The following is a 26,344-nucleotide window of genomic DNA, read 5'->3' on the forward strand; positions in this document are numbered from 1 at the left end:
TTGGGCGGGAATCGCGCATGGCCCGCTAGGTCCACATGCCGCGCAGGCGCGCGCCGAGGTCGATCCGAACGCTCTGCCGTCCGCTCGTCTCGCGTTCAGGCTGTTGGCTCGCGCGGGGCCATGTGCCGAGCGCGAACAGCGGCAGAAGCGATGAGGGGAGAAAGCGCGTCCGTGCCGCATAGACGTGCCGATCGCCCATCGCTGATTGCCCGTGGGTGAAGAACCGCTGCGGAACCAGCAGATGCAGGTCGTCCTTCGCCCGTGTCATCGCGACATACAGCAGGCGGCGCTCTTCCTCGATCTCATCCTGGGTGCCGGTGCCGAGATCCGACGGGATGCAGCCATCGACCACGTTCAACACGAAGACCGACCGCCATTCCTGACCCTTGGCCGAATGAATGGTCGACAGAATGAGATAATCCTCGTCACGCAAGGGAACCCCAGCCTGATCGCTCGTGGCGTCCGGTGGATCGAGCGTCAGTTCGGTCAGAAACCGCTCGCGAGACGGATAACCGGCAGCGATCTGCTCCAGTTGCAACAGGTCCGCCTGCCGCGTCGCCGCATCGTCGTGCATGCGCTCGAGATGCGGCGCATACCAAAGCCGTGCGAGCTCGATCTCGGCCGGCCAGCCGGGCTGGCCAGAGCGTATCAGGCCGACGACATGCAGAAAATCCGTCCAGTCCGGCCCGGCACGCGGTGGGGCGGGAGCTTCGCGGAACGCTGTGTCGATGTCGGCCGCATCGGCGAGCCGATCGAGCACGCGTTGAGCCGCGCCGGGCCCGACACCTGGCATCAACTGCAGGACACGGAAGCCGGCCACCCGGTCACGCGGGTTTTCGATCCAGCGGAGCAAGGCCAGCATGTCCTTGACGTGTGCCGCATCGAGGAACTTGAGGCCGCCGAATTTCACAAAGGGAATGTTGCGGCGGACGAGCTCGACCTCGAGGGGGCCGCTGTGATGGGAGGTCCGGAACAGCACGGCCTGCTGTTTCAGCGCGATACCGCCTTCGCGATTTTCGAGCACGCGCTCGACCACATATTGCGCCTGCCCGGATTCGTCGCGGACCGTGACGAGATGCGGCTTTTCGGTCGAGGCGCGCTCCGTCCAGAGATTTTTTGTGAAACGCTCCGCCGCAAGGCTGATGGTCGCGTTGGCGGCCGTGAGGATGGGCTGTGTGGATCGATAATTCCGATCGAGCGTGATGACACGAGCCGGGGGCGAAAACCGAGCCGGAAAGTCGAGGATATTCCGCACCGTCGCGGCGCGGAACGAATAGATCGATTGGGCGTCGTCGCCCACGACAGTCAACCCTTGGCCATCCGGCTTCATGCCGAGCAGGATCGAGGATTGCAGGCGGTTGGTGTCCTGATATTCGTCGATCAGCACATGATCGAACCGCTCGCCCATGTCGGCCGCCAATGTCGCGTCGGCGACAGCCTGGGCCCAGCACAGCAGCAGATCGTCGTAGTCCAGGACGTTCTGGTGTTGTTTCGCGTCCACGAAGGCGCCGAACAGGTCCCGTAATTCACGGCTCCAGCCGGAACACCAGGGGAACGTCCGCCGCAGCACCTCGTCGAGGGGCATCTCGGCATTCACGACCCGCGAGTAGATGGCGAGGCAGGTGCCTTTGGTTGGAAAACGCTTTGCGGTTTTCGAAAATCCGAGCTCGTGGCGAACGAGGTTCATCAGATCGGCCGAATCCTCCCGATCATGGATCGTGAATGCCGGATCGAGTCCAAGTTGATCGGCGTAGAGGCGAAGCAGGCGGGCGCCGATGCCGTGGAAGGTACCGGCCCAGGTCAGGGCATCGGTCATGACGCTGGCATCTCGGCCCATCACCTCGGCCGAGAGTCGCTCGACCCGCTTCCGCATCTCGGAGGCGGCGCGGCGCGAGAAGGTGAGCAGCAGGATGCGACGCGGGTCTGCGCCATTGACGATGAGATGGGCGACCCGATGCGCGAGCGTGTTGGTTTTGCCCGACCCCGCCCCGGCGATGACCAGCAAAGGCGCTGTCTCGGCCGCGCGACCGACGCCATATTCGACGGCGAGCCGCTGTTCGGCGTTGAGCTTGGTCAAATAGGCGGCAGACACGGGCGATTCGGCCTCCTCGACACTGGAGTGAGGAGACAGGTTTCCTGTTTTGTTCGCAAGTCCTCAAGCGGCGTCGAGAAACGTCGGTTCAGCCAAAGTGGATTTTGTCGCGTGACGCAAAGGAGAATCGCCAAGCCGAGCGGGTGGATGCGCCTCACCCGTCCCGACCAAAATGCCCGCTTGTGGGATGGGCGACGCGGGGCTCTCTAAGGAGCTGTTAAGGTCAACAATTCATGGTGAGTCATCGCCGGTCGCCGGTTTTCGATGTCTCCCATGCAGCCTTTCTCATGCATCCTCCGAAAGATATGATCATGCCTCCCGTGGATCAGGGGACCGGTCGCTCGACCGCCAATTCGACGGCGTCGGCGCGAGATATGGCCGATTGGCAGGCGCTCTACACCGCCATGCTCGGCCACATCACCGGCAATGTCGAAACCTGGTTGCAGAACTACCTGGCGCAAATGATGGCGGCGGGGCAATCACCCGCCGACCAGCTTCGCGCCGCGCCCGCCGTCCCCTCCGGCGCTACCATCTCTGAGAACCCCGATCTGCGATTCGTCATCCCGCCGTGGCTGGAGCCTTTCAAAGACCCGACGAATGTGCGGTTTACCCGAACGCCCGACCATATCCTCATGCAAGAGAGAGGGATGTGGGCACAGGTCGGCCCTCTCAAAGACGATGAGGTCGTCAACCTGCAGCAAGCGCGTGAGGATCGCGACAGGCGAGATGAGGCGTCTGCGCCGATTGCGGCCGTCACCTCCTCGTTCGACCGAAGCCCTTACGTGCTGCCGCCCAACGTTCGCAATACGCGGACACCGGATCGCATTCTGTCACGCATTGAGCCGGAAGTTGCCGCAGATGCGCCTTCGACAATTTCCCCGAACGCGACGACACAAGACGCGATCGACGGGGTCATGGCTGAGGCTTTTGAGGTCGGCCGACTGGCCGTCGCTGTGGACGACGACATCGCCGGCGTAATGCCTGCGGTGGAAACGGATGCGACCATTTTGCTCGGCGACGACGACCTCGACGTGGAGACGCATCTGGTTCAGCCGTGGGGCCGCGTCGTCCTGCTCGGCGCCATCGCGCTGCCGGTCATTCCTGCAGAGCAGGACAATGTCCGCGAGGCTCTCGCGGGATTCCTGAGCGCCACTCAGGTGGTCGACGCGCCTCTGCCGCAGGAGGATGTCGATGTGGAACCGGACGCGATCGAAAGCGATGAACAGAACGGCGATGACGACGATCTGATCGATGAGAGCTTGGCGGAAGCGCCTGCTCCCCTGGCGGCCGTCGCGTCCAGCGTCGTCGAGATGATCCGCCCATCGATGCCGCCCATCAACGCTTTGCATCTGTCGATGATGGGCAATTTGCACCAGACCGCCAAACCGATCCGCGTCCGGGGCCCGCGCGGCGAATGGGTCTATGAGCATCCGCCGCTCGATCTTCTGATCGAGCCGGTGAAGTCGACCGGCGTCGTGATGACGCGCGATGCGTTGGAGCAGCACGCGCGCTTGCTCGAAGGGGTCCTCGAGGATTTCGGCATTCGCGGCGAGATCATCAACGTGCGGCCCGGTCCGGTCGTGACGCTGTATGAGCTCGAACCCGCGCCGGGCATCAAATCCTCCCGCGTGGTCGGCCTCGCGGATGATATCGCCCGGTCGATGTCGGCCATTTCGGCCCGTGTCGCCGTCGTCCAGGGCCGCAACGTCATCGGCATCGAATTGCCGAACCAGCGTCGCGACACGGTCTACCTGCGTGAACTCGTAGCATCGGAGGATTTCTCGCAATCCAAGCATAAGCTGGCGATCGCGCTCGGCAAGACGATCGGCGGTGAACCCGTCATCGTGGATCTGGCCCGGATGCCGCATCTGCTCGTCGCCGGTACCACAGGCTCGGGCAAGTCCGTCGCGATCAACACCATGATCCTGTCGCTGCTCTATCGGCTCAAGCCGGAAGAGTGCCGCCTCATCATGGTCGATCCCAAAATGCTGGAGCTGTCGGTCTATGACGGCATCCCGCATCTCCTGACCCCGGTCGTGACCGATCCAAAAAAGGCCGTCGTGGCGCTGAAATGGGCCGTGCGCGAGATGGAGGATCGCTACAAGAAGATGTCCAAGGTCGGTGTCCGCAACATCGACGGGTTCAACGTCCGGGTCGCCGAGGCGAAGGCCAAGGGCGAAGTCATCACCCGCACGGTCCAGACGGGGTTCGATCGCCAAAGCGGCGAACCGATCTTCGAGCTTGAAGAAATGGATCTCACGGTCCTGCCCTATATCGTCGTCATCGTCGACGAGATGGCCGACCTGATGATGGTGGCCGGCAAGGAGATCGAAGGCGCGATCCAGCGACTCGCCCAGATGGCGCGCGCGGCCGGCATCCATCTCATCATGGCGACGCAACGCCCCTCGGTCGACGTCATTACCGGCACCATCAAGGCCAATTTCCCGACCCGCATCTCGTTCCAGGTCACGTCCAAGATCGACTCGCGCACGATCTTGGGCGAGCAGGGCGCCGAGCAACTGCTCGGGCAGGGCGACATGCTGCATATGATGGGCGGCGGGCGCATCAGCCGCGTGCATGGCCCCTTCGTGTCCGACCATGAGGTGGAGCTCGTCGTCGCACATCTGAAGACGCAGGGTCAGCCCGAATATCTCGACGTCACGGTCGACGATACCGAGCAGACCGCCGACGCCGCCGCGGGCGAGGAAGGCACCGAAGACAGCGCCGTGTTCGACAAAAGCGCCATGAGCGAGGATGGCAACGATCTTTACGAGCAAGCCGTCAAAGTGGTGTTGCGCGACAAGAAGTGCTCGACCTCCTACATCCAACGCCGCCTCTCGGTGGGGTACAACAAGGCCGCGTCGCTCGTCGAACGGATGGAAAAGGAAGGCATCGTGGCGCCTGCCAACCATGCGGGGAAGCGCGAAATCCTGATCTACAGCCGCGACATGCGGACCATCAACATCGACCTTCCGGACGAGGCCGAGGACGCCTGACGCATCCGCGTAATCAGCGCCGACGGCAGCCTCATGGGCGACCCGTCGGTGCCTGCCAATGTGTCGGCACGTTCGAAAAGGCCGCGCCGGATCTCCAGTAGAGGCACACGCGGGCCGAAGCCCTAAGCGACGTCGGAAATTCGCTGCGCCAGCGGCTGCGGGCTGGCGCTTCGCGCCAGGATGACATTGTTGAGGAATTGCCGGGCGCTTTCGGTCCAGGTGAACCTCAGTGCGAAAGCTCGTGCCTTGTCGCGCGCCACCGTCAGGGCCTTGCGACAGGCGAGTTCCAGATTCTCGTCCAGGACCCCAACGTCACTCTCTCCGATCACGTCGTTCGGGCCGGGCACCGGATAGGCCGCGACCGGAAGACCGCTCGCCAGCGCTTCGAGCAGCACGATTCCGAACGTGTCGGTTCGGCTGGGAAAGACGAAGACGTCGGCGCTCGCGTAGATCGCCGCAAGGGCCTCGCCGGTCTGCATGCCGAGAAATGTGACATCGGGGAAACGCGCCTGCAAATCCTCCCGCGCCGGACCATCGCCGACGACAACCTTCGAGCCGGGCAGGTCGAGCGACAGGAATGCCTCGACATTTTTTTCAACTGCAACACGGCCAACCGAGAGAAAGATGGGGCGGGGCAGGTCGAGAACGGATATCGCGCGTGGCTTGAACATGTCGTGGTCGACGCCGCGCGACCAGCGCATCAGGTTGCGGAAGCCATTGGCGGTCAATTCGCGCTCGATACTGCCGGTCGATACCATGGTTCCGGCGCTGCCGTTATGAAACCAGCGCAAAGCCGCAAATGTCAGACGCTTCGGAATCGGAGCGCGCGCCGCGATATAATCGGGAAATTGCGTGTGGTAGCTGGTGGTGAAGACCAGCCCGGCCCGGCGGCAATAGTGACGGGTCGCAAGGCCGATAGGGCCTTCGGTCGCAATATGAATATGGTCCGGTTTCAGATCCGCCATCCGCCGTGCCACGGCAGGTGATGTCGCGAAGGCCAGCTGGATGTCGGGATAGGTCGGCATGCTGACCGAGGCAAACCCCTCCGGCGTCAGGAACTCGACCTCGGCACCGAGTGGACGCGCCGCTTTTGCCATCGCTTCGATCGACCGTACCACGCCATTGACCTGCGGATGCCAAGCATCGGTCGCAATAACGATCCGCATCAGGCTGCGACTTTCGCCTGTCCCAGATCATCAACGTCGGCAGGCTCGGCTTCCATGCTCGGACCCAGCATCAACCAGCGGATGATCTCGAAACTGCCGTCGTAATGTTCGACCACCACCGAGCAGGATTCAACGAAGTCGCCGGTGTTGATGTAGGTGATGCCGTTGATCTCCCGGATGACGGCATGGTGGATGTGGCCGCAGATCACGCCATCGACATTGTGTTTCAGCGCCTGCTCGGCGAGTGCCGTCTCGAACGATCCGATGAAGTTGACGGCGTTTTTCACCTTGAGCTTGGCCCAGGCCGAGAAAGACCAATATGGAAAGCCGAGACGTCGCCGCACGATGTTGAAATAGGTGTTGGTCTTCAGCGCCGCCTCATAGGCCCAGTCGCCGAGAAGCGCGAGCCAGCGGGCATGTCTGACCACGATATCGAAGTCGTCGCCATGGGTGACGAGGAAGCGCCGACCGTCCGCCGTCACATGGGTGGTGTCGCGCATGATCTCGACGCCGCCGAAATTATAGCCGACATATTCGCGGGCGAATTCATCGTGGTTGCCAGGGATGTAGACCATGCGGGCGCCCTTGCGGACCTTCCGCAGCAGCTTCTGCAGAATGTCATTGTGAAGCTGGGGCCAATACCACCCACTCCGTAGCCGCCAGCCGTCAATGATGTCACCGACGAGATAGATCGTATCGGCGTCGTGCCGCTTGAGAAAGTCGAGCAAGAGCCCGGCCTGACATCCCTTGGTTCCAAGGTGCAGGTCCGAAATGAAAAGCGATCGAAAATGTCGAATGTCTTGGGTCATCGCCGTCATCCAGCCAAAATCCCTGATTGGTATCTCATGTCCCCAGCGGCATGGCACTGATGTGACATTGCCCCGAAATTGAAGCTTCGGCACCGCTGCGGTGCGGGATAAGCCCAAAATCCTGCTCAGAGCGCCAATTTGGCAACGAGGCGACGGGTGGGCCAGCCTCGAGCTCGACATTGTCAAACCGGAATGATTCAAAGTTTCGTTCGATAATCCAAACAAAATCGTTTAGAATGGCAAACGGCTGCGAAGGCTGGACGGCTCAAAGCTTGCGCTTGTTCGACGATCAACTTGCAGGTGCGTTTCCGATGGGCGTCGAAGGACGGGACAAAGCGAAAGCTCTCGAGGCGGGGGCCATCGCGGTTTCAGGCCAACTCGGGAAGACGGTTCAGCGTCTCCGCAAAGCCTACAACTTATCGTTGTCCGAACTGTCCGAACAATCCGGCGTCGCCAAATCCATCATCAGTCAGATCGAGCGTAACGAGACCAACCCGACGCTCGCGACCATCTGGCGACTCGCACAGGCTCTCGACATCTCGATCGACCGGGTGCTGCAGGCGGCCGAGGATGAGCCTTTCGTTGAGAAATCGAGCCGAGGCGATACGCCGATGCTTGTTTCGGACGATGGCCGGTGTCGGTTGGCCATCATCGGTTGGATCAAGACGGTCGAATGGCTGCAATGGTATGATTTTTCGGCCGATCCGGGCGGCATGCTGGATTCGGAGGCGCATCAGCGCGGCTCGATCGAATGTCTGTCCGTCATCGAGGGCGAGTTGGAGGTTGAAGTCGCGGGCGCGACCGATCGCGTTCGCGCTGGCGAGACGCTTCGCTACCGGTGCGACCGTCCGCACACGATTCGCAATCGATCGGGCGAGTTCGCGCGCGCCACCATGGTTTGTATTCTGAAGGCGGCCGTCATGGAATAGGGCGGCTCGACGCCGCTGGCCTAGCCCCAAAGCTCCGCGCTCGGCGGATAAACCATCGACCCGTCATAGACCAATCCATGCGGCCGATCCTCAGCCAGGAGCAATGGCCCGTCGAGATCGACGAAGCGTGCGCGTGGCGCGAGCAGCATCGCGGGCGCCATGGCGAGCGATGTCCCGACCATACAACCGACGAACAGTCCGAAGCCAAGCCGCTCACCCTCGTCGGCCAGAGCCAAAGCCTCGGTCAAGCCGCCCGTCTTGTCCAGTTTGATGTTGATCACATCATACCGGTCGACGAGGGCCGCCAAGCCGTTTCGGTCGTGAACACTTTCATCGGCGCAAACCGGAACCGGGCGCGTCATGCGGGCGAGCGCGCTATCCTGACCTGCTGGCAAAGGCTGTTCGACGAGCGCGACATGGGCCGCAACACAGGCCGCGAAGTTGCGATCGAGGTCGTCGTCGCGCCACGCCTCGTTGGCATCGACGATCAACTCCGCATCCGGTGCCGCCGCCCGCACCGCCGCAATGCGGTCCGGGTCTCCAGCGCCCCCGAGTTTGAGCTTCAGCAGCGGGCGTTCTGCGGCCGCGCGCGCCGCGTCGGCCATGCTGTCCGGCGTCCCGAGCGATAGCGTGTAGGCCGTGGTGGCAGGGCCGATCCGATGCAGACCGGCCAGTGTTTCGGCCCGGAGACCCAGGCGCTTGGCCTCGAGATCCCACAGCGCGCAATCCACCGCGTTGCGCGCCGCGCCGGCAGGGAGCATGCTCTGCAACGCCTCTCGATCGGCGCCGTTTTCGATCGCGTTCCGGAGGCTCGCGATCTGCGTCAAGACGCTATCGGCCGTCTCGCCATAGCGTCCGTAGGGCACACATTCGCCCCGGCCGCGATGCTCCCCCTGCTGAATGGTGGCTACCACGACCGTGCTGACGGTTTTGGCGCCCCGCGCGATCACGAACGGCGCCACGAGCCGAAAGGTCTCGATCGCGGCGGTCAGTGTTCGCGTCATGGCTGGAAGCTCCTCGACGTCAGCCGAGACGCCCAGCCGCATGGGCCAGCATCGTATAGACCTTGCCAGTCTCGGAGGAGAGATAGCGGCGTGTCACGCTGCCGTCGTTGTCGTCTCGGCTGACCTCACTGAGCAACCGCTCGAACTCCTGCGTGTAGCGGTTCACGGTCTCGGTGAAGTCCGCGTCGCTGCGATAGCGGCGACGGACCTCCTCGAAGGTCTGTTGACCCTGAGCCGTGTAGATCGAGCGTCCGAACACGTGGGTCTCGCCCCGACGGAAGCGCTCCCATGCTTGGGTCGCTGCCGCCTCGTCGATCAACCGGCCAATATCGAACGAGAGGCTCGCGAGCGACCCCGCCGTCGTGGAGGCAGCCTGTTGTGGGGCAGGCGCCTTGGCCGCTTCCGGCGCCGGAGACCCCTCTGCCGCCTCGACATTATCGTCGAACGAGGCGCGAGCGAGAAGATCCGACAACCATCCCGGGCCACGTTCGCCGGTCAACGGAGCAGGACGCGCCGCAGCGGGAAGCCGCGGACCCCCGTCCGGATTGCGGGTGGGGTCTGTGGTCCGGGCCGGAGCACGTGCCGGCACAAGTTGCTGGCTGCGGGGCTCAACCGCCCGCGACGGCGCGCGCGCTGTCGAGACTGCAGTCTCCGCGCTGCTTGCCCGTCGCGCCGAGGCGGGCTCGATGACATCGTTGCCGTTGCTGGTTCGGGCGATGACCGCCGTCAGATCCTGCAGCGCTTTGACCTGCTCGTTCACGACGCGACGAACCTCGGCGGCCTGCTCGGCCGTTTCGCGCGGCAATTCGATGGTCGACCGATGCAAATCCTGGCGGGCGGTTTCGAGCTCGCGATGGATCTCACTCGCCATCTGCCGGATTTCGCCGGCCGACGCGCGGAACTTCTCGACCGCGCTCCCGAAAATCGCCGTCATGTCGGCTGTCGACTGATCGTGGATCGTCCGCAACGCGGCAGCAGTCCGGTCGCGCTCGTCCACCGTGACGGTCCGCACGGCGTCGAAATGCTCGCTGATGGCGCCCGTCGTGGCTTGAGCCGAGTCGGCCAGGAAGGTGCCGAGGTCGCGCGCCCGCGTTTCGGCGTGATCGAGCGAATCGTCCACAAGGCTCGCAAAAGAGCGCATCACACCGTCAAAATCCTCGACGCGAGCGTTCACATTGGCCAATAGGCCATCGAGCGTCGCGCGGCGGCCATCGATCTCCGCATCGACCTCGGCCTGCGTCTGTGCCAGCGCCTGTGCCGCATCGATCAAAGCCTGATGATGCGTCTCGATCGACCCGGCCACGGCGCGCGCGTCACCAATGCTGGTTTCGGCCGATTGGCTGATCGCGTCGACCTGCGCGGTGACGAGGCCGATGTTGTCGTTGAAGTCGGCCAGACGGTTCTGCAAGCCCGTGTCGACGCCCGAGAGGGTCGCTGAGGCTTCGTCGATCAGATGCGAGAGTGCCGCATTGGTTGCGCCGAGCCGCTCGAGCAGCGCCCCGACTTCATTCTTCAGCGTGTCGCTGGTCCCGACCAGAGCCGCGACCGAGGTGCGTGCGCCTGCATCGAGCGAGCGACGGAGCGTCTGCGCGGACTGATCGATGGACGTGGTCAGTTCCGCCTGCTTGGCGCCGAGATGCTGAACGATCGCATGCCCGCGATCTTCGATCGTCTGCGCCACCATCTCGCCGATGCCGGCGAGTTCCTGCGCGACCTCGCCGCCCCGCGCCGACAGGAGGTCGACCAGGATCGGCCCCTTGTTGTCGAAGAGATCGTGGAGATCGCCCGACCGGCTCGCGAGCGTCTGGTGCAGCACGCGGCCGCGTTCGTCGAGCGCGTTGCTGATGTCCCCGAGGCGCGTTTCGAGGGTCGTATGGAGCTCTTCCAGCCGATCGCCGATCGCCTGATTGATCTCCTGGGTCCGCGACCCGAGGGAACCGTCGAGGTCGTGAACGGCCGTCGTCAACGTATCGCGGACGAGGCCGAGATGCGTCTCGAGGCTATCGCCGAGGCCGGTCGTGCTGGCCTGCAGCGTCGTGGCGAGCCGTTCGGCGCCGCCATCGAGCAAGTTGTCGAGGGCACGGATGGCGTCGTCCAATGTGGCGCGCAGCTGGGCGGCATTGCCGTCGAGCGCGGTTCCGATCTCGCTCGAGCGGCTTTCGAGGGTGCGCGCCATGCTCGCGGCATATTGGGCGAGCGAGCGGTCGAGCACCGAAATCCCCGTGCCGAGGACGTTGCCCATCGTGGTGACGTTGCCGGTCAGCGACGTGTGAAGCGCCTCGATGTTGCCGGTCAGGACCCCTTCGATCTCGGTCGTTCGACGTCCCAGTGTCTCGGAAATATCCTCGGCGCGAAGCGCAAGCGCATGGTCGAGGCGTTCGGCTGAACCGTCGAGCGCGTTCTGCATCGTCCCGACATGGGTCGCGAGCGAGGCGTTGATCTCGCTCGCCCGCTGTCCGAGCGTTCGCTCGATCTCGTTGGCGCGCGCACCGAGCATGTTGGCCATCATGGATTGGGTGACGCCAAGCGCGTGATCGACGGCGTTCGAATGCGTCAACAAGCTGTTCTGGAGCGTATCGGCTCGGACCGTCAGCATCGCGTCGATTGCTTCGACGTGTTGTCCGACATCGGCCGCATGGGTCGCGATGACACCCTGGAGATCGGCAACCGAGCCACCCAGCACGGTCTTCATCGTGTCAACATGGCCGTCGATCGCCCGACCGACGTCGTTTTCACGAGCCGCAAGCACCGCGCGAATCTCGTTCGCCTGGAGCTGGATCGCATCGGCCTGCGTGCCGAGCGCGTCATGCAACACCGTCACACTGTCGCCGACGACCGTCTTGATGCCGTCGACATGCTGCGTGACGGCATCGTTGATGGCGGTCGTCCGGGCCTCGAGTGTGCGCTCGATATCGTCGACGCCGGTTCCGATCGTGGTGCGGATGTCGTCGAGCCGCGAGGTCAGCGTCTCGTGCATCCAAGCGGTGCGTTCTTCGAGCGCCCCGGCGGCCTGTTCGGCGCTGGTCCCGAAGGTGGTGGTAAGGGATTGGACGTGGGTGTCGAGCGCGGCGTAAAGCGCCTGGCTCCGCTGCGCCGCCGCGGTGTCCATCGCTTTCGTGCGTTCGGCGAAGATGCGATCGATCTCGCTCGCTTGGCTGCCGAGGGCGTTGGTGACCGCGGTCCCACGCCCATCGAGCGTCGTGCTGACCTGATCGAGCCGTTCGACGACATCCTGCTCCAACCGCGCGATGCGGGTATCCAGGCTTTCGGCGATCGCATCGGCACGCGAGCCGAGCACGCCATCGATCTCGGCGACCTTGGCCGCAAGCGTCTCGGCGATCTGACCGGAGCGGTCGATCAACAGAACATTGATCTCCTTCGCCTTTTCGTCCAACGCGCGCGTCACGTCCCGGCTACCGTCACCAAGCGCCTTGGCGACCTCAAGGGTGCGCTGCGCCAGTGTCTCGTTCAAGGTCTTGGCGCGAGCATCGAGCCCCGCATGGACACGCGACATGACTCCATCGAGCGACTCGCCGATGGTTCCGGCACGCGAACCGAGACGCTCCTCGAAGGCGTGCATCTGCGCCTCGATGGCCTCGGATGTTTCGCGTGAGCGATCGGCGAGGCGTTCCACCATTCCTTCGCCATGGCCGGCAAACACCACCTCGATCTTGCCGAGACGATCGGCAAACTGGGTGGCGAATCGATCCGTATGGGCGTCGATCGAGGCGTTCAACGAACCGGTCTGCTGGCCGAGCGCGGCATCCAAGCCGGCCAATTTGTCGTTGATGTGCTGGTTGACCCGATCGCCATGCGTGCCGAGAGCGGCGATGACCTCGGCGACCGTGTCGCCGAAGCGGGCATGGAAGCCCGTGCCGGTCTCCGACACTCCGGCGATCGCGTGATCGGTCGCCTGGGCGAAGTCACGCTCCAAGGCTTGAAGATGCTCGCTGAGGATCGCGCGCAAGCGGGTCTCGCGATCCGACAGCAAGGCCGCGAGCTCCTCGGCCGATTGACCGATCCCATCGCGCGCTGCGGCAGCCCGTTGATCGAGCAACCCGGCGATGCGATCCCCCGCCTCGACGATCTCGGCGCTCCGACCATCGATCTGTTGGCTGAAGTCGGCACCAGACCGATCGAGCGCCTCGCGAGCCGCGACAGCCCGCGACGCGATCGTGGCCGCGATGGCTTCTCCGGCGGCCACGAGATCTGCCTGCCGCTCGGCCACCGTGCGAGCGATGGTCTCACCCGAAACGGCGAGCGCATCGGTAGCCGACAAGGCCTGCTCGCGGACGGTTGCGGCCATCTGTTCACCCATGGCCCCGAGGCCGACATGATGGTCGGTCAACATCTGCGCCAGCGCATCGCTCGATGCCGCGAGCGCCTGTGCGGCATCGTTGGCCCGTTCGTCGAGCATGGCGGCGAAGCGCTCGCCCAATCCTGTCAGCGCGGCGGTCTGATCGGTGAGATCGGTTGCGATCCGGTTGTTGGCCTCGTCGAGCACGGACTGCACCGCGTCAGCTCGCTCAGCCGCGGCTTGCGCCAGGAGGTCGCCAAAGTTGGCAAGCTCCTCCTGATGTTTGTCGAACAACTGGCCGAGGGTGCCGCCTGCATCCGTCAACGCCGCGAGCGATTGGCTGGCGTAACCTTCGACCGCCGCTCTGAAATCCTCGCTGGTAGCCGCGAGCGCAGCATGGCGCTCGTCGAAGAGATGGCCGAAGCGGTCTGCATGGTCATCGAGAGCGTCGCGTGCCGCGAGGGTGCGATGCTCGAGAAGATCCGCGACGCGATCGCCCGCCGCCTTCAGGGCGGATTCGCGCTCGTCGAACAGTTGGCCGATCTGCTGGGTGGCAGCCTGCACCCTGTCGCTTGCGGTTGCGCTGCTCTCCTCGAATGCGGCCGTCATCCGCTCGCTGAGATCGGCCAAGGCCGAGCCGTGATGCTCGACCAACCGGCCGATCGTTTCGGTCGATCCGTTCAGGAGATCGGAGGCCTGCGCGGTGCGATCCGTCACGAGGCCAGTGAATCGGTCGGCCAGATCCGCTAAAGCGGCGTGACGTTCGTTGAAGACCTCGCCGATGCGATCGTGGCTGGCCTGAACATCATGACGCGCCGCTTCCGCACGCTCGTCCAGCGATGCCGCGACGCGATCGCTCAGATTCGCCAATTCGGTGCCGTGATGCTCGATCAGACGCGCAATTGTTTCGGCGGATCCGCTCAGCACATCAGCCGCCGCATGGGTGCGTTCATCAACCACGGTCGCCAGATGGTCGCCGACGGCGGCGAGCGCCGCATAACGTTCGTCGAGGCGCGTCACGACGGAGTCGCCCAGGTTCGCCAGTTCGGATCTCCCGCGCTCGAAAGCGAGCGAGAGCGCTTCGGTCGAGCCGGTAACGGCTGCGTGGCTGGCTTCGTCATGTGCCGCAACGGTCTTGAGCAACGTCTCGCTCAAGCTCGCCAATTCGGCCTGTCGCTCGTTGAACAACTGGCCAATTGTTTCGGTCGTTGTGGCCAGGATTTCGCGCGCACCGATTTGGCCCTGCTCGAGCGTTGCCGCGAGTTCGGCCTGAACGGCGAGGAGATCCGCGTGGCGCTGGCCGAGAAGCTGATCGAGTGTTTCGCCAGCGCCATCAAGGCTCTCGCGGGTTGCGTTAGCATGATGGTCGAGCAGGGAAGCGAAACGGTCGCTCGCCCCGTCGAGATCCGCGTGGCGAGCGGTCAGCACCCGCTCGAGATCTTCCGCATTGAGGCGCGCAGCCTCGTCATGACGGGTGACATGCTGGTCCAGCAGTGCCGCGACGCGGTCGCCGGTGCCGGTGAGTTCTGCGCCATGCTGATCGAACAGCCGATGCAGCCGCTCGCCTGACAGATCAAGCGCTTCTTTGCTGGCGGTGACGCGCGTCTCGACGTCAGCGGCGATCTGCTCGATCGCATCGACGACGTGGCTGTGCCGATTTGCCAAAAGCCGATCGACCGCCTCGCCTGATGTCTCGATCGCGACGCGGACGTGGTCGGCGCGCTCGTCGAAGCGCTGCACGAGGGTGTCGCTCGCTGCCGCGATGTCGTGCAGGCGCGCGTCGAAAAGCTGCTGAAGAGTCGCATTCGCATGGTCAAGCGCATCGCGCGTCTGATCGGTCCGGGCGGCCAGCAAGGCGGTGAGCCGGTCCTCCGAGCCGACGAGTTCGGCATGCCGTGCGTCGAACAAGCCCGTCAGGGTCTCGGCCGAATGTTCGAGAGCCTCCCGCGCCGCGAAGGTGCGGTCCGCGAAAAGGTTGGCGACGCGCTCGCCCGTGACCGCGATCGATTCGTCGAGGGCCTTGCCATGAACCGTGACGGTTTCGTGCAGGCGGTTGTTCGTTTCGGCCAGACGCCCGACCAGGCTGTCGCCACGCTCCGAAATGGTCTGGGCGATGACGGCCCCGGTCTGCTCGATCCGCTGAGCCACGTTCTCCCCACGCAAGCTAAGATCGTTGAGGAGCGCGTCGCCGGCGATGCGAAGACGACCGTCGACGGCGCTGATCCGTTCGGCCAGGGCCTCGGCAACACCAGAGGTCGCGTCGGTGAGCTGCAGCGAAACCGTCGACGTCGTATCGGTCAGATGACCGACCATTTCGGCCCCATGGGCGGTGATCCGCTCCGCCAACGAATCGCCTGTGCGGCCCAGCGCCGCGGTGATCTCTTCACCTTTGATGCCAATCGCCGTCGTGACCCGCGCGCCGGCCTCGCTCACGCTATCGGCAATGCGGTTGCTGGTGGCTTCGAGATCATGGGCGAGGCTCTCGTTCGCATTCGTGATCGCCGTCCGAACGCGATCGGCGTTGAACACGATCGCTTCCCGCTCGCTCGACAATTCGCCGATAAGCTGGCGCATACGCCGCTCGTTATCCGAATAGGACCGCTCGAGATTGGCCACTTCCGACCGGACCATGGTCTCGAGTTCGCTGGCGCGGGCGAGGGCCCGCTCGATCCCGTCACCCATGGAGGCGACTTCGCGTCGGATCGCGTGGGACAGGTTGACCACCTGTTCGGTCGCGATCGTCTCGGGTTCCGCGAGGCGGATGGCGATTTCGGTCATCGACCGGGCCGTGAATCGCATCTCTTGCGCCCGACGCAACAGAACCGCCGAAACGACCATAAAGACGATCGGCCCGAGCAGGGTGGCGAGGCTGATGGCAAGGTCAGGCCCCGTGAGACCCTGGAGACCGGTTCCCCGCCCATAGAGCGTGTAGAAGAACAGCCCGGCCCATAGAACCGATGCGGCAGCGGCGACGATATAGGGTGTGGGGCTCGGGCGCGCCCGCAAGGTCTGCAGCATCTGCCCGACCGAGCGTCGATCGTCGTTGGCCGGCGGTCCGGCCGGCGCAAAAGGCGGCGCATCGCGGCGAGTCGCTTCGGCCTTCGGCGCCTGAGCGCCAATTTCGGGCGCCGTGGTTCGACCATCCGTCTCGTCCGATCGGGACGCGCTCGGCAGCGCCGGAGCGGTATCGGGGCCATTCATCGCCCGCGTCGATTGGATGTCGGGTGCGGTGGCGTCCTGGTCAGGCGCAGGGCCGCTCAAATTGACGAGATTGAGGGCTTCCTCGATGGCCAGGAGCGCTGCCGCAGCAGGATCCTTGGCTTGATTTTGCACGCCCATGTCCACACCTCAACGCATACACTCTTCGACCATCAAGACGTCGCCGGATCGGACCCGCGAAACTCTTGATCGAAGCAAAGAAGAACAATCAAACTCAAGAAAGAACGCGGCCGATCAATCGTTTGTCGCATGATTGAACCGACGTGATCTTCCCTCTTAGCCAACATTCCGCCGCTTAACGATCATCATTCGGATCAATGATGTGGAAAGCAAAGGATCATTAACCAAACCGCAGTCTACTCGCGTGAGGCTCCGTTGCAAACGCACGCACGATCGAAAGAGGCAAACGTCGTTAACGCGCGGCGTCTCGAACACTTTTCATCGACGCTCAGCGCCTCAGTCGGTCGCCGGTCTCGAACTTCGCCATCCCAAGGGTCCCATGATGAATGCGATGCCGTCCGCCACCCGTCCCGCGGATCTTATGCCGAATCCCTACCGATCCTCGCCTGTTAAGCATGACGACGATCTGCCCAGCATCGACCTAGTCCATTTGTCCCGTCAGACGCTCGGCGATCGAGATCTCGAGGTTGAATTGCTCAATCTTTTCGCGGAACAGGCGCGACGCATCGTCCAAACCCTGACGTCCTCGTCGGCTCAAGGCGTCATGATGCCCAAGCAATCGGGCGATCTTTTGCATACGCTTTGTGGGTCGGCGCGCGCTGTCGGATCGTGGCGCGTTGCCGATCAGGCGCAGTCGCTCGAACGGGAGATTCGGTCGGCTGATCCGCACCATTCGGTCAAGCTGAGCCGCGACAAACTGGAGCAGCTCGTGGGCAGCGTCGATCTTGCTTGTTCGGTCATCGACGATCTGCTTGGCCGTCCCGAGTGAGTCCGGCTTTATAGCGTCAGTTGAGGACGTTTGGAGTGAAGCGCGACGGAACGGCACTCTCGCCATCGGCGCTGAAACTGGCTAAGAGCAGCGGAGCGTTCGATGCGCCGCCCGCCGGTCCAGGGCTCAATTTGAGGCGCACCGGCTGTCGCTATCTCGTCTTTATCAGTACCGGGGGCTCACCGAAGCGTCATGGCTAAAATTACGTTCATCGACTCATCGGGCCACTCGCGCGACGTAGAGGCTGAGCAGGGCTCGACCGTGATGGAATCCGCAGTCCGTAACGGCATTCCCGAAATCGAAGCGGAATGTGGCGGCGCCTGCGCCTGTGCGACCTGCCATGTTTATATCGAGCCCGAGTGGGTCGAGGCGACCGGCAAAGCCGAGCCAATGGAAGAAGATATGCTCGATTTTGCATTCGAGGTGAAACCGAACTCGCGGCTGTCCTGCCAAATCAAAGTGAAGCCGTCGCTCGATGGACTGACGGTTCGGACGCCCTCCCGCCAGGGTTGATTCGGCTCCAGTCGCCGCGATGTCATGTCCGTGTCGCGGGACTTTCACATCGTACCCTGTTTGCGCTATTGAGCCTGTCCGGCTCGACCTTTTTTGAGAAACGACCCGGTCGCGTCTCGAGTGATGCGGACCCGAGGATGAATTGATGACTGAAACCATCGTTACCGATGTGGTGATCGTCGGCGCCGGCCCGGTTGGGCTTTTCACGGTGTTCGAACTCGGCCTGCTGGACGTGAAGGTCCACATGATCGACATTCTGAGCAAAGCGGGCGGTCAATGCTCCGAGCTTTACCCTGAGAAGCCGATCTACGATATTCCCGGCTTCCCGCTCGTGACCGGACAGGCGCTGGTCGACAATCTGCTCGAGCAATGCAAGCCCTTCAGCCCGACGATGCATTACGGCGAGATGGTCGAATCGGTCGAGGTCCTCGGCGACGCGGCGGCGCCGAAGTTCCGTTTGCGGAGCGATGCAGGTCAGATCTTCGAGTGCAAGTCGATTTTGATCGCGGCGGGTGGCGGATCGTTCCAGCCCAAGAAGCCGCCGATCACCGGCATCGAACTCTATGAGGGCACGTCGGTGTTCTACGCAGTTCGCAAAATGGAAGCGTTTGCGGGCAAGAAGGTGCTGATCGTCGGCGGCGGCGATTCGGCGCTGGATTGGACCCTGAACCTGCATCCCCTGGCCGAGCGCGTGACCCTGCTGCACCGACGGGATGCATTTCGTGCCGCACCGCATTCGGTCAACGCGATGCGAGAATTGGTCGGTAATGGCGCGATGGATCTGCTGCTTGGGCAGGTCACCAGCCTCAAGGGGCAGGATGGGCAGTTGCAGGGCGCCGCCATCAAGCATGACGACGGAACCACGACCGAGATCGAATGCAACGTCTTGCTGCCCTTCTTCGGGCTCACCATGAAGCTCGGACCCATCGCTGATTGGGGATTGAACCTGCACGAGAATCTCGTGCCTGTGGATACCGAGAAATTCGAAACCAGCGTGCCGGGCATCTTCGCGGTTGGCGATATCAACACCTATCCGGGCAAGCTCAAGCTGATCTTGTCGGGGTTTCACGAGGGAGCGCTCGCGGCCCAGCGAGTTCATCGCTACGTCTATCCGGAGAAGCGCCTGACATTTCAATATACGACGTCGTCGACGAGCTTGCAGAAGAAGCTCGGGGTCGCCTGAGCCTGTCCCGCATTAGGCCCGCGCCGGGGGGCGCGGCGCGGGCCATCCCCGGAATTCTCGGACGGGGAAAGCGTGCCGAAAACGACGGTCAGAGGGGACGCCGACCGTCATCCACACGCTCGGTAGAAGCTACGACCCGTCGCCGGCACGAGTTTCGGCACAAGCGATAAATATCTCGCCGTCACGTAACGCGTTAGACGGCTGTATCGTATCTGTGTCGGGGCTCGTATCCGAGGATACGGCGAGAGTGACAGGCGAGACGGATGACAATCAAGACCCTTCCATGGCTTGACCGCACGGGCCGGCTGTCCTGGCTCAAGCTCGTCACATTCGTCCTGCTTTTCGTTCCTGGCCTGTGGATCGCGCTGCAACTCGACTTGGGCTGGCTACAGCCGAAGCCGGTCACCGAGGCGATCCATCAATCCGGGACCTGGGCCGTTCGCTTCCTGCTGATCTCCCTCGCGATCACGCCACTCCGCCGATTGGCGCAATGGAATAAACTGATTGCCATTCGCCGCATGCTTGGCCTCGCGGTCTTGGCTTATGCGGCTCTGCATTTCACGCTCTACATCGTCGACCAAAACTATGATCTCGTGCATGTCGCGACCGAGATCGTCTTGCGCTTCTATCTGACGATCGGATTCGTGGCCTTGGTGGGCTTTATGATCCTGGGAGCCACATCGACCGATGGCATGATCCGCAGGATCGGGGCCAAACGTTGGAACCGTTTGCATCAGATCGTCTATCTGCTCGGCGTTCTGGGGCTTCTCCATTTCTTCCTGCAGGCGAAGCTGAACATCACGCAGCCGGTGCTGATGGCCGGCTTGTTTCTGCTGCTGATGGGCTACCGCCTGCTGCAAAAACGGGGCTGGGCCGATCATGTCGTTGCTTTGCTGGCGCTAGCTGTGGGCGCAGCCTTCGGGACGGCAGTGCTCGAAGCCGCCTGGTATCAGATCGTCAACAATCGGCCGTTCAACCTCGTTCTGTCTGCCAACCTCGATTTCGACTCGCCGCTGCGATCGTCGTGGTGGATCTTGGCGGTCGGATTGGTCGTGGTTCTGGTGCGTGTCACCCGTCCGCTCTGGGTAAAATATACGTCCGGGGCGAAGCAGCCGAGCCGGCGCGAGCCCCGTGCCACCGTGGCGCGGTCGATCTGACCTCCGTTAAAGACTTTTGTCGCCGCCGAACAGAAACGGCGCGACATCCCTTAAAGCCGGCTGTTTGAGAGCCGCGAATGGCATGGGGCGACACACCGCCATGGCCGATAGCCCCACCCGGGTGGTGAGCAGCCCGTTCAGCACGCCCTCGCCCAGCCGAGCCGAAAGTTTGGCCGCGATCCCATGGCCGACGACCTGCTGCAGGATGCTGTCGCCGACCGCCATGCCGCCCGTGATCGCGAGATGCGCACCGACGGATTTCGCCAGCCGCACGAAGCCGAGAAGCCCCGGTCGGCCGCTGTAAATTTCCGCAATGCGGCGGATCAGCCGCACCGTCTGGCCAATCACGAAGACCACATCGAGGATCGCGCGCGGGCTGATGGCCGTCACGATCGACACTCGCTTGGCCGCAAGCGCGATCTCGCGTTGGGCCAGGGCGTCAAGCGGACCCATCAGGTGACGCTCGGCCAGATCGATGAGGTCGCGTCCGTCGATGATCTCGGTCAACAGCGCCGCGAGATCCTGGCGGGCCCGTGCGGTTTCGGGTCGCGCCGCATAAACGGAGGCGAGATCCTTGATGCCGCTTCGCGCCGCGTCGCGATCGTCGGCGGCGTGAGCGTCGGCGAGCCGCTTATGCAACACGGCCACGTGGCGCTGACGCGCCACCCCGAGCGCCTCGCGAACCGCTAGTCCCACAAGCGCCAGCGCCGCGAGCGCCGCCAGCGCGACGCCCACCCATCCAAGGCCAGGGACACGCGCGAAAAGATCGTCGATCAGGCGCGTGATCCAAAGGCCCACCGCCAGCGACACGAGGCCACCGAGGGCCGACCAGAACAGGCCGCCCCAGCTCAGCAGCCCACGCGCCACCATCCCGCGCCGCTGCGCCACTTCGATCGCGACTTCCTCGCTCGGCATACCGTCAACGACGGCGGCGGCCTCGCGGGCATAGGGGTCAGGCTGCTCCTCAAATTCGACGCGAGCGCTGGGGCGAAGAACGCGCGGCCGCTCCCGCCACGCAGGCCGTTCCGCGGCGTCGTCCGATGCGACGCCGTCAAGCGGAGCCTCGGCTGTCTCAGCGACCTCCGGCGTCGTCGCGCCGATTGGTCGATCAGGTGTGATCTTGAAGGCGCGCGGGCGGCGAAGCTCCGCGCGAGGCGGAAGGTCGGTCATGCCAGCCGGTCTCCGAACAGGAACTGCAGGGCGCGGTCGAGCCGGATGTGCGGCAGCGGCAGGGCGGCGCCATCCGGCCCCCGCACCGACTGCGGCGGACGGAACTTGACGAATCGATAATCGGCCTCGCCATCCGCCACCGCCAAGGCATCGCCTCGAAACGCGAGCTTGGGATCGGCCGGTAGCTCGCCGGGAAATACCGCGGCTTCACTCAAACCATCGAACGTTTCGCCGTCGATCCGCTCGCCGGCCAAGGGTGTTCCGACGATCGCGTCCAGCGTGTCGCGACCTTCCTTGACGGCCACCTCCCGCGTGGCGCGAACGGCCGCCAGAGCGATCACATCGACGCTGGCGCCGACACCCTCGGCCCGCGCAATGGCTCGAGCCGTCAAAACCCGCAGGATCGATTCCAGCCGGTCATGGCTGGTGTGATGCAGATGGTCGGCTTTGGTGGCCGCGAACAGGATTTTGTCGATGCGCGGCCGGAACAGCGTCGACAGGAAAGAACTGCGGCCGGCCCGGAACGCCAGCAACAGATCGGATAGCGCGACCTCGAGATCGCGCACCGCACCGGGGCCGGAGTTCAGCGCCGACAGGGCGTCGACCAGAACGATCTGACGGTCGAGGCGGGCGAAGTGATTGCGGAAGAACGGCCCGACAACGTGGCTCTTATAGGCCTCGTAGCGCCGCTCCATCATGGCCGCGAGCGAGTTGGAGGGGACACTGGCGCCCTCGTCGACCGGTAAAGGCGCGAAGGTCAGGGCTGGCGAGCCTTCGAGGTCGCCGGGCATCAGAAAGCGTCCGGGCGGCAAGGTCGAGAGGCTGTAGAGTTCCGTGCGGCTGGCGCGGAGGTAGGCCGTGAACAGCTCGGCGCTTCGTCGCGCCACCTCCTCCGAGCCGGGCGCCATCGGATCGAGCCCTTGCAGCGACCCGCGCCAAGCGGCCGCCAGTGGCGCACGCGCCGCCAAAGCGCTGGCCTCGAGCGTCTCGCGCGACCAGCGGGCATAGGACTTATTCAGCAGCGGAAGATCGAGCAGCCATTCGCCGGGATAATCCACGATGTCGATCGTGAAGGTCGAAGGCCCGGACCGCCATGCGCCCTTGCGCTCGAACTCCAGCGTGAGGCGAAGCTCGGAAATTTGGCGCGTCGAGTCGGGCCATTGCCGATCCACCGTCAAGGCCGCCAGATGGTCCTCATAGGCAAAACGCGGCACAGCATCATCGGGTTGAGGCCGGAGATAGGCACGGGAGAGGCGCCCCTCAGCCGACACCCGGAACACCGGGAGCTTGCCGCCTTGCGTCAGATTATGCACGAGCGCCGTGATAAATACCGTCTTGCCGGCTCGCGACAGCCCGGTGACGCCGAGGCGAAGCCCGGTTCCACTGACATAATCCGCGAGACTTTGAGCCGCGATGCGCGCGTCGTGGATGATGTCGGTCACAAGCGGCAAGGCATTATCCCAAATGGCAGTCGGCAGCATCTAACCATCATGGTGCTGTTTTAACAGCGCGGGCCTGTTCTGTTTTAACAGCGATGGCCCGATCCACGGCGGCGCGGACCAGCGCGTCGTTTGCTCCCAGCGGGCCGATCTCGACCGCCGACATGTTGTGCATGACGCGCGCCAAGCTCGCCGTTGGGGTGCCGTCGGGGAGGAAGAGATTGAGGTCGGCGTCGATGCCGGACGCAACGCCCTCGGCTGTCTTGAACGCATAGGCCTTGATTCGGGCCTGGTCGCCCCCGCATGTCGGCAAGCTGCCGCCGGGTCCCGCACCGAACGCTTGCAGCGACAGGCTCGACAACGGCAGCGTCGGAAGCTCGACGGCGCGTTCGCCCAATCCCACTGCGATCGATGGCGCGCGCGCAAGGACGATCTGGCGTTCGGGCACCACGGAGCGGTGCAGGCGGCCGGCCCGACCAGCAACGCGATGTCGGCCGCGCGAGGCGAGGAACCGCCCTCGTAAGGTGCGCCCGAGTCCGCGGGTGGAGAGGCCGTCGGCGCGTTTCGCTCCGCCTCGCATATCGACGCCGCATTCGGCCGGCGCCCAGTGCGAGATGATCGCCATGGCCGAATGCCGCCCATAATCGAGATAGTAGCGGCGAAGCAGCAGAGCCGCGACATCAGCGCCTTCGCGAGCCGACGAGAACGCCACGTGACCATCGCGGTCGGCCGCGATTTCGCCGGCCCAACCGGCGCGTTTGATGCACCAGTAGTTGTTCAGGCGAACGCAGCGGGTGACTTGCGGCGCATCGCGCCCTGTCGCCAGTCGCACATCGGCTGTCGGGGGGAGGGTGAGATGAAGCAACGCCTCGCTTCGCCAGTTGGTGACCTCGCGCTCCTTGGGGTTGAACGCGACCGGGCGAGACCAGGCCGAGGGAAGCGGCGCGGGCGGACCGGCGATCAGAAGCGCCGCCATCACGATCAGGATCAGGTCGAACATGATCGATCCGGTCCTACAGCCACGGATCCGACATCAATCGGCCTTGCCGGATGGGTCGCTCCACACGAGCGCCTCGAGACGGTGACCTTCGCTTGCCGTAGCCTGTGGCGCGCCAACGTCCGCCCAATGCTCGGCGTACAGGGCGATGACCGCAAGGGCCGAGGTCGGAAACCGGGTCGCAAGGCGATGCAGGTCAGGGAGCGGGCCAGCAGCGGCCAGTTGTCGCGCAAGCTCGCCAATACCGGGGTTATGGCCGATCACGAGGAGCGATGTCGCTGTGTCCGGTATCGTGCGGATTAGCGCCAGAATGTCGGGGGCGGTCGCGTCATAAAGCGCGGGCGTGATCTCGATCATGCGGCTCGCGGTCAACTGCGGCAGGGCCTGTTCGAGTGTTTCGCGCGTCCGGGCCGCATCGGACACAAGCATGAAATCGGGGCTCCAACCCTGTCTTTCGATGACGGCTCCAACCTCTCGCGCGTCTCGGAGCCCGCGGGAACTCAATCTGCGGTCGTGATCGGCCTGGCCATTGGTCGCCATCTCGGCTTTGGCGTGGCGGAGGAGAAGAAGTCGCTTCATGCGTCGATGGACCTTGGGGCAGCGCCGCGACATCGCCGCCGGTTGGGAAAAAGAATGCAGGTATCGGCCGGTTTCGTGCTTATACCATGCCGTTCAGGCTGAGGCTCCGACACACAGAAAAAGCCACGTGCTGACGTTGTAGCGGCGAACAAGCGCCGCTATAAGGCCGCCAACTAAACGGGGGAGCCCGCCACCCATGATGCGCTCTGCGACGATCGATGAGGGCTATCGCCCTTCGGACGATGAGACGTTCATGAATGAACGTCAACGTGAGTATTTCCGCCGCAAGCTTTTGGTGTGGCGTGAAGACCTGCTGCGGGAAAGCCGTGAGACATTGACGGCTTTGCAAAACGAGAACGAGAATCACCCCGATTTTGCTGATCGCGCGTCGTCTGAAACCGATCGCGCGATCGAGCTTCGCGCCCGCGATCGTCAGCGCAAGCTGATCGCCAAGATCGATTCGGCTCTGTCCCGCATCGACGATGCAACCTACGGATATTGCGAGGAAACCGGCGAGCCGATTTCCTTGAAGCGTTTGGATGCGCGGCCAATCGCCACTTTGTCGGTCGAGGCGCAGGAGCGGCATGAGCGGCGCGAGCGGATCTACCGCGACGATTGAGGTTAAAACGACGCTCGGCCTTACCGGCCGAGCAGAAATGCCGTGATGCCCAGCCCCACGGCCGCCGCCACAGCGCCCAGCAGGAAGGGCGACGCGGTTCCAAAACGGTCGATCAGGAGCCCCGCGAGCGGCCCCTGAACTCCGAGCGACACGTCGAGAAACACCGAATAGAGACCGAGCGCCGCACCGCGGCTCTGGGCCGGCACACGGGCGACCGCCACGACGCCGAGCGCTGGGAAGATCGGCGCGAAGCCAAAGCCCGTCAGGGCCGCGCCCACCATGGCGAGCGCCGGGATCGGTGCGCTCCACAAGACCAGCAGACCGGCGACTTCCACCGTCGCGGCCACCAGCGTCACGCGCAGGCCGCCATGGCGGAGGATGATGTTGCCGAGCATCAGCCGGGCCACGATGAAGGCGATACCGAACGAGCTCAGGGCGAATGACGCGCCCTGCCAGTGGCGGCTTTCGAAGAAGAAGGTCACGAAGGCCGCGATGACGCCAAAACCGGCGGAGGCGCAGGCCAAGATGCAGCCGAACGGCATGATGCGGACCAGCACGCTTTTCGAACTCAGCCGCTTTTCGGTCAGCACCGCGACGGGCGGCTTGCCGATCGCCATGGCAAGGCCGATCACCGCGAGAAGGCAGGAGACCAGCCCGATGCTGGCGAAGCCGAAGCGTTGCACCAGAAGCACGCCGATCGGCGCGCCGACCGCAAGAGCCCCATAGGTCGCGATGCCATTCCAACTGATGATGCGGACGGTGTGCTGCGGCCCGACCTGACCGATCGCCCAGGTGATGGCGCCGGTGCTGACCCAGCTTTCGGCGATGCCGAGCGCCAGCCGTCCGAGCAGCAGGAGCGTCAGGCTGACGACCGGAAAGCCTTGCGCCAGGCTAGCCGCCAGCGTCATGAGGCCGCTGAACAGGCACCCCGCGAAGCCGAGCAGCACGGCACGCTTCGGGCCGTAGGTATCGGTCATGCGGCCGACCTGAGCGCGGCTGATGACCGTCGCGACATATTGGGTGCTGATCGTGAGCCCGGCCAGCACCACCCCGAAGCCGAGTGTCGCATGAACGTAGCCGGGCAAAACTGCCAGCGGCAATGCGATCGCCGCGTAACCCACGAAGGTGACCAGCACGGTCGTGAAGATCCGCAAGTTGGTCGATTGCGCGGGAGCGCTTGCGCCTGTCGAATGCTGCATAACGTAGACGGCTCTCCCCCCGCATCA

Annotated in this window: 17 protein-coding genes; 7 read left to right on the forward strand and 10 right to left on the reverse strand. The window is 64.0% G+C overall.

What is annotated here, in order from left to right:
• Positions 1-25: 25 nt before the first annotated feature.
• The gene (locus LGH83_RS19375) at positions 26-2,092 is read right to left on the reverse strand and encodes an ATP-dependent helicase (RefSeq protein WP_227400038.1); all 2,067 of its coding nucleotides are present in this window, start codon (positions 2,090-2,092) and stop codon (positions 26-28) included.
• Between the two features lie 311 nt (positions 2,093-2,403).
• Here LGH83_RS19375 and LGH83_RS19380 point away from each other — a divergent pair, with 311 nt between their 5' ends.
• The gene (locus LGH83_RS19380; protein WP_227400039.1) at positions 2,404-5,088 is read left to right on the forward strand and encodes a DNA translocase FtsK; all 2,685 of its coding nucleotides are present in this window, start codon (positions 2,404-2,406) and stop codon (positions 5,086-5,088) included.
• A 122-nt stretch (positions 5,089-5,210) separates the two neighbouring features.
• On the opposite strand, the gene LGH83_RS19385 is transcribed toward LGH83_RS19380, so the two are convergent.
• Positions 5,211-6,254 (reverse strand): glycosyltransferase family 1 protein, encoded by a 1,044-nt coding sequence (locus tag LGH83_RS19385; protein WP_319799578.1) that lies wholly within the window; start codon positions 6,252-6,254, stop codon positions 5,211-5,213.
• A complete protein-coding gene (locus tag LGH83_RS19390) occupies positions 6,254-7,072 on the reverse strand; it encodes a UDP-2,3-diacylglucosamine diphosphatase (protein WP_131115315.1) in 819 nt (272 codons plus the stop codon). The genes LGH83_RS19385 and LGH83_RS19390 overlap by 1 nt, the downstream gene beginning before the upstream one ends.
• 302 nt (positions 7,073-7,374) lie before the next feature.
• Here LGH83_RS19390 and LGH83_RS19395 point away from each other — a divergent pair, with 302 nt between their 5' ends.
• Positions 7,375-7,992 carry a helix-turn-helix domain-containing protein gene (locus LGH83_RS19395; protein WP_131119643.1) on the forward strand — a complete coding sequence of 206 codons (618 nt, stop codon included), beginning with the start codon at positions 7,375-7,377 and terminating at the stop codon, positions 7,990-7,992.
• Positions 7,993-8,012: 20 nt separating this feature from the next.
• Here LGH83_RS19395 and dgcA read toward each other — a convergent pair whose 3' ends face one another.
• Together dgcA and LGH83_RS19405 are read right to left on the reverse strand one after the other, a co-directional pair.
• Entirely contained in the window at positions 8,013-8,996 is a 984-nt protein-coding gene (gene dgcA / locus LGH83_RS19400; protein ID WP_227400040.1) for an N-acetyl-D-Glu racemase DgcA, read from the reverse strand.
• A gap of 19 nt (positions 8,997-9,015) precedes the next feature.
• Positions 9,016-16,632, reverse strand: coding sequence for a hypothetical protein (locus LGH83_RS19405; RefSeq protein WP_227400041.1), 7,617 nt, complete (start codon positions 16,630-16,632; stop codon positions 9,016-9,018).
• Between the two features lie 490 nt (positions 16,633-17,122).
• Between LGH83_RS19405 and LGH83_RS19410 the strand changes: the two genes are divergently transcribed.
• The 4 genes from LGH83_RS19410 (at position 17,123) to LGH83_RS19425 (ending at position 20,314) form a co-directional block, all read left to right on the forward strand.
• The gene (locus LGH83_RS19410) at positions 17,123-17,461 is read left to right on the forward strand and encodes an Hpt domain-containing protein (RefSeq protein ID WP_227400042.1); all 339 of its coding nucleotides are present in this window, start codon (positions 17,123-17,125) and stop codon (positions 17,459-17,461) included.
• Positions 17,462-17,653: 192 nt separating this feature from the next.
• Positions 17,654-17,974, forward strand: coding sequence for a 2Fe-2S iron-sulfur cluster-binding protein (locus LGH83_RS19415; protein ID WP_131115321.1), 321 nt, complete (start codon positions 17,654-17,656; stop codon positions 17,972-17,974).
• Positions 17,975-18,119: 145 nt separating this feature from the next.
• Positions 18,120-19,157, forward strand: a complete 1,038-nt coding sequence (locus LGH83_RS19420) for an NAD(P)/FAD-dependent oxidoreductase (RefSeq protein WP_227400043.1) — start codon at positions 18,120-18,122, stop codon at positions 19,155-19,157.
• Between the two features lie 263 nt (positions 19,158-19,420).
• Positions 19,421-20,314, forward strand: coding sequence for a sulfite oxidase heme-binding subunit YedZ (locus LGH83_RS19425; protein WP_227400044.1), 894 nt, complete (start codon positions 19,421-19,423; stop codon positions 20,312-20,314).
• Positions 20,315-20,320: 6 nt separating this feature from the next.
• Here LGH83_RS19425 and LGH83_RS19430 read toward each other — a convergent pair whose 3' ends face one another.
• The 4 genes from LGH83_RS19430 to LGH83_RS19445 are packed head-to-tail and all read right to left on the reverse strand — an operon-like array spanning position 20,321 to position 24,499.
• On the reverse strand, positions 20,321-21,484 hold the full coding sequence (locus LGH83_RS19430) for a YcjF family protein (protein ID WP_227400045.1): 1,164 nt from the start codon (positions 21,482-21,484) through the stop codon (positions 20,321-20,323).
• On the reverse strand, positions 21,481-22,935 hold the full coding sequence (locus LGH83_RS19435; protein WP_227401930.1) for a YcjX family protein: 1,455 nt from the start codon (positions 22,933-22,935) through the stop codon (positions 21,481-21,483). The genes LGH83_RS19430 and LGH83_RS19435 overlap by 4 nt, the downstream gene beginning before the upstream one ends.
• 37 nt (positions 22,936-22,972) lie before the next feature.
• Positions 22,973-23,923, reverse strand: a complete 951-nt coding sequence (locus LGH83_RS19440) for a hypothetical protein (protein ID WP_227400046.1) — start codon at positions 23,921-23,923, stop codon at positions 22,973-22,975.
• A gap of 33 nt (positions 23,924-23,956) precedes the next feature.
• Positions 23,957-24,499: a SixA phosphatase family protein gene (locus LGH83_RS19445; RefSeq protein WP_227400047.1), complete on the reverse strand. Its 543-nt coding sequence runs from the start codon at positions 24,497-24,499 to the stop codon at positions 23,957-23,959.
• Positions 24,500-24,698: 199 nt separating this feature from the next.
• Here LGH83_RS19445 and dksA point away from each other — a divergent pair, with 199 nt between their 5' ends.
• A complete protein-coding gene (gene dksA / locus LGH83_RS19450) occupies positions 24,699-25,118 on the forward strand; it encodes an RNA polymerase-binding protein DksA (protein ID WP_131119651.1) in 420 nt (139 codons plus the stop codon).
• Positions 25,119-25,138: 20 nt separating this feature from the next.
• On the opposite strand, the gene LGH83_RS19455 is transcribed toward dksA, so the two are convergent.
• Positions 25,139-26,317, reverse strand: a complete 1,179-nt coding sequence (locus tag LGH83_RS19455) for an MFS transporter (RefSeq protein ID WP_227400048.1) — start codon at positions 26,315-26,317, stop codon at positions 25,139-25,141.
• Positions 26,318-26,344 lie beyond the last annotated feature (27 nt).

The sequence above is a fragment of the Lichenihabitans sp. PAMC28606 genome, assembly GCF_020616535.1.
GTDB lineage: Bacteria > Pseudomonadota > Alphaproteobacteria > Rhizobiales > Beijerinckiaceae > Lichenihabitans > Lichenihabitans psoromatis.

What these genes read in the sequence shown, in the direction of transcription:
- LGH83_RS19455 (WP_227400048.1), bottom strand. Translation starts at nt 26,317, where the DNA reads ATGCAGCATTCGACAGGCGCAAGCGCTCCCGCGCAATCGACCAACTTG.
- LGH83_RS19445 (WP_227400047.1), bottom strand. Translation starts at nt 24,499, where the DNA reads ATGAAGCGACTTCTTCTCCTCCGCCACGCCAAAGCCGAGATGGCGACC.
- LGH83_RS19390 (WP_131115315.1), bottom strand. Translation starts at nt 7,072, where the DNA reads ATGACGGCGATGACCCAAGACATTCGACATTTTCGATCGCTTTTCATT.
- LGH83_RS19380 (WP_227400039.1), top strand. Translation starts at nt 2,404, where the DNA reads ATGCCTCCCGTGGATCAGGGGACCGGTCGCTCGACCGCCAATTCGACG.
- LGH83_RS19420 (WP_227400043.1), top strand. Translation starts at nt 18,120, where the DNA reads ATGACTGAAACCATCGTTACCGATGTGGTGATCGTCGGCGCCGGCCCG.
- LGH83_RS19405 (WP_227400041.1), bottom strand. Translation starts at nt 16,632, where the DNA reads ATGGGCGTGCAAAATCAAGCCAAGGATCCTGCTGCGGCAGCGCTCCTG.
- LGH83_RS19440 (WP_227400046.1), bottom strand. Translation starts at nt 23,923, where the DNA reads ATGTTCGACCTGATCCTGATCGTGATGGCGGCGCTTCTGATCGCCGGT.
- LGH83_RS19430 (WP_227400045.1), bottom strand. Translation starts at nt 21,484, where the DNA reads ATGACCGACCTTCCGCCTCGCGCGGAGCTTCGCCGCCCGCGCGCCTTC.
- LGH83_RS19385 (WP_319799578.1), bottom strand. Translation starts at nt 6,254, where the DNA reads ATGCGGATCGTTATTGCGACCGATGCTTGGCATCCGCAGGTCAATGGC.
- dksA (WP_131119651.1), top strand. Translation starts at nt 24,699, where the DNA reads ATGCGCTCTGCGACGATCGATGAGGGCTATCGCCCTTCGGACGATGAG.
- LGH83_RS19425 (WP_227400044.1), top strand. Translation starts at nt 19,421, where the DNA reads ATGACAATCAAGACCCTTCCATGGCTTGACCGCACGGGCCGGCTGTCC.
- LGH83_RS19395 (WP_131119643.1), top strand. Translation starts at nt 7,375, where the DNA reads ATGGGCGTCGAAGGACGGGACAAAGCGAAAGCTCTCGAGGCGGGGGCC.
- LGH83_RS19415 (WP_131115321.1), top strand. Translation starts at nt 17,654, where the DNA reads ATGGCTAAAATTACGTTCATCGACTCATCGGGCCACTCGCGCGACGTA.
- dgcA (WP_227400040.1), bottom strand. Translation starts at nt 8,996, where the DNA reads ATGACGCGAACACTGACCGCCGCGATCGAGACCTTTCGGCTCGTGGCG.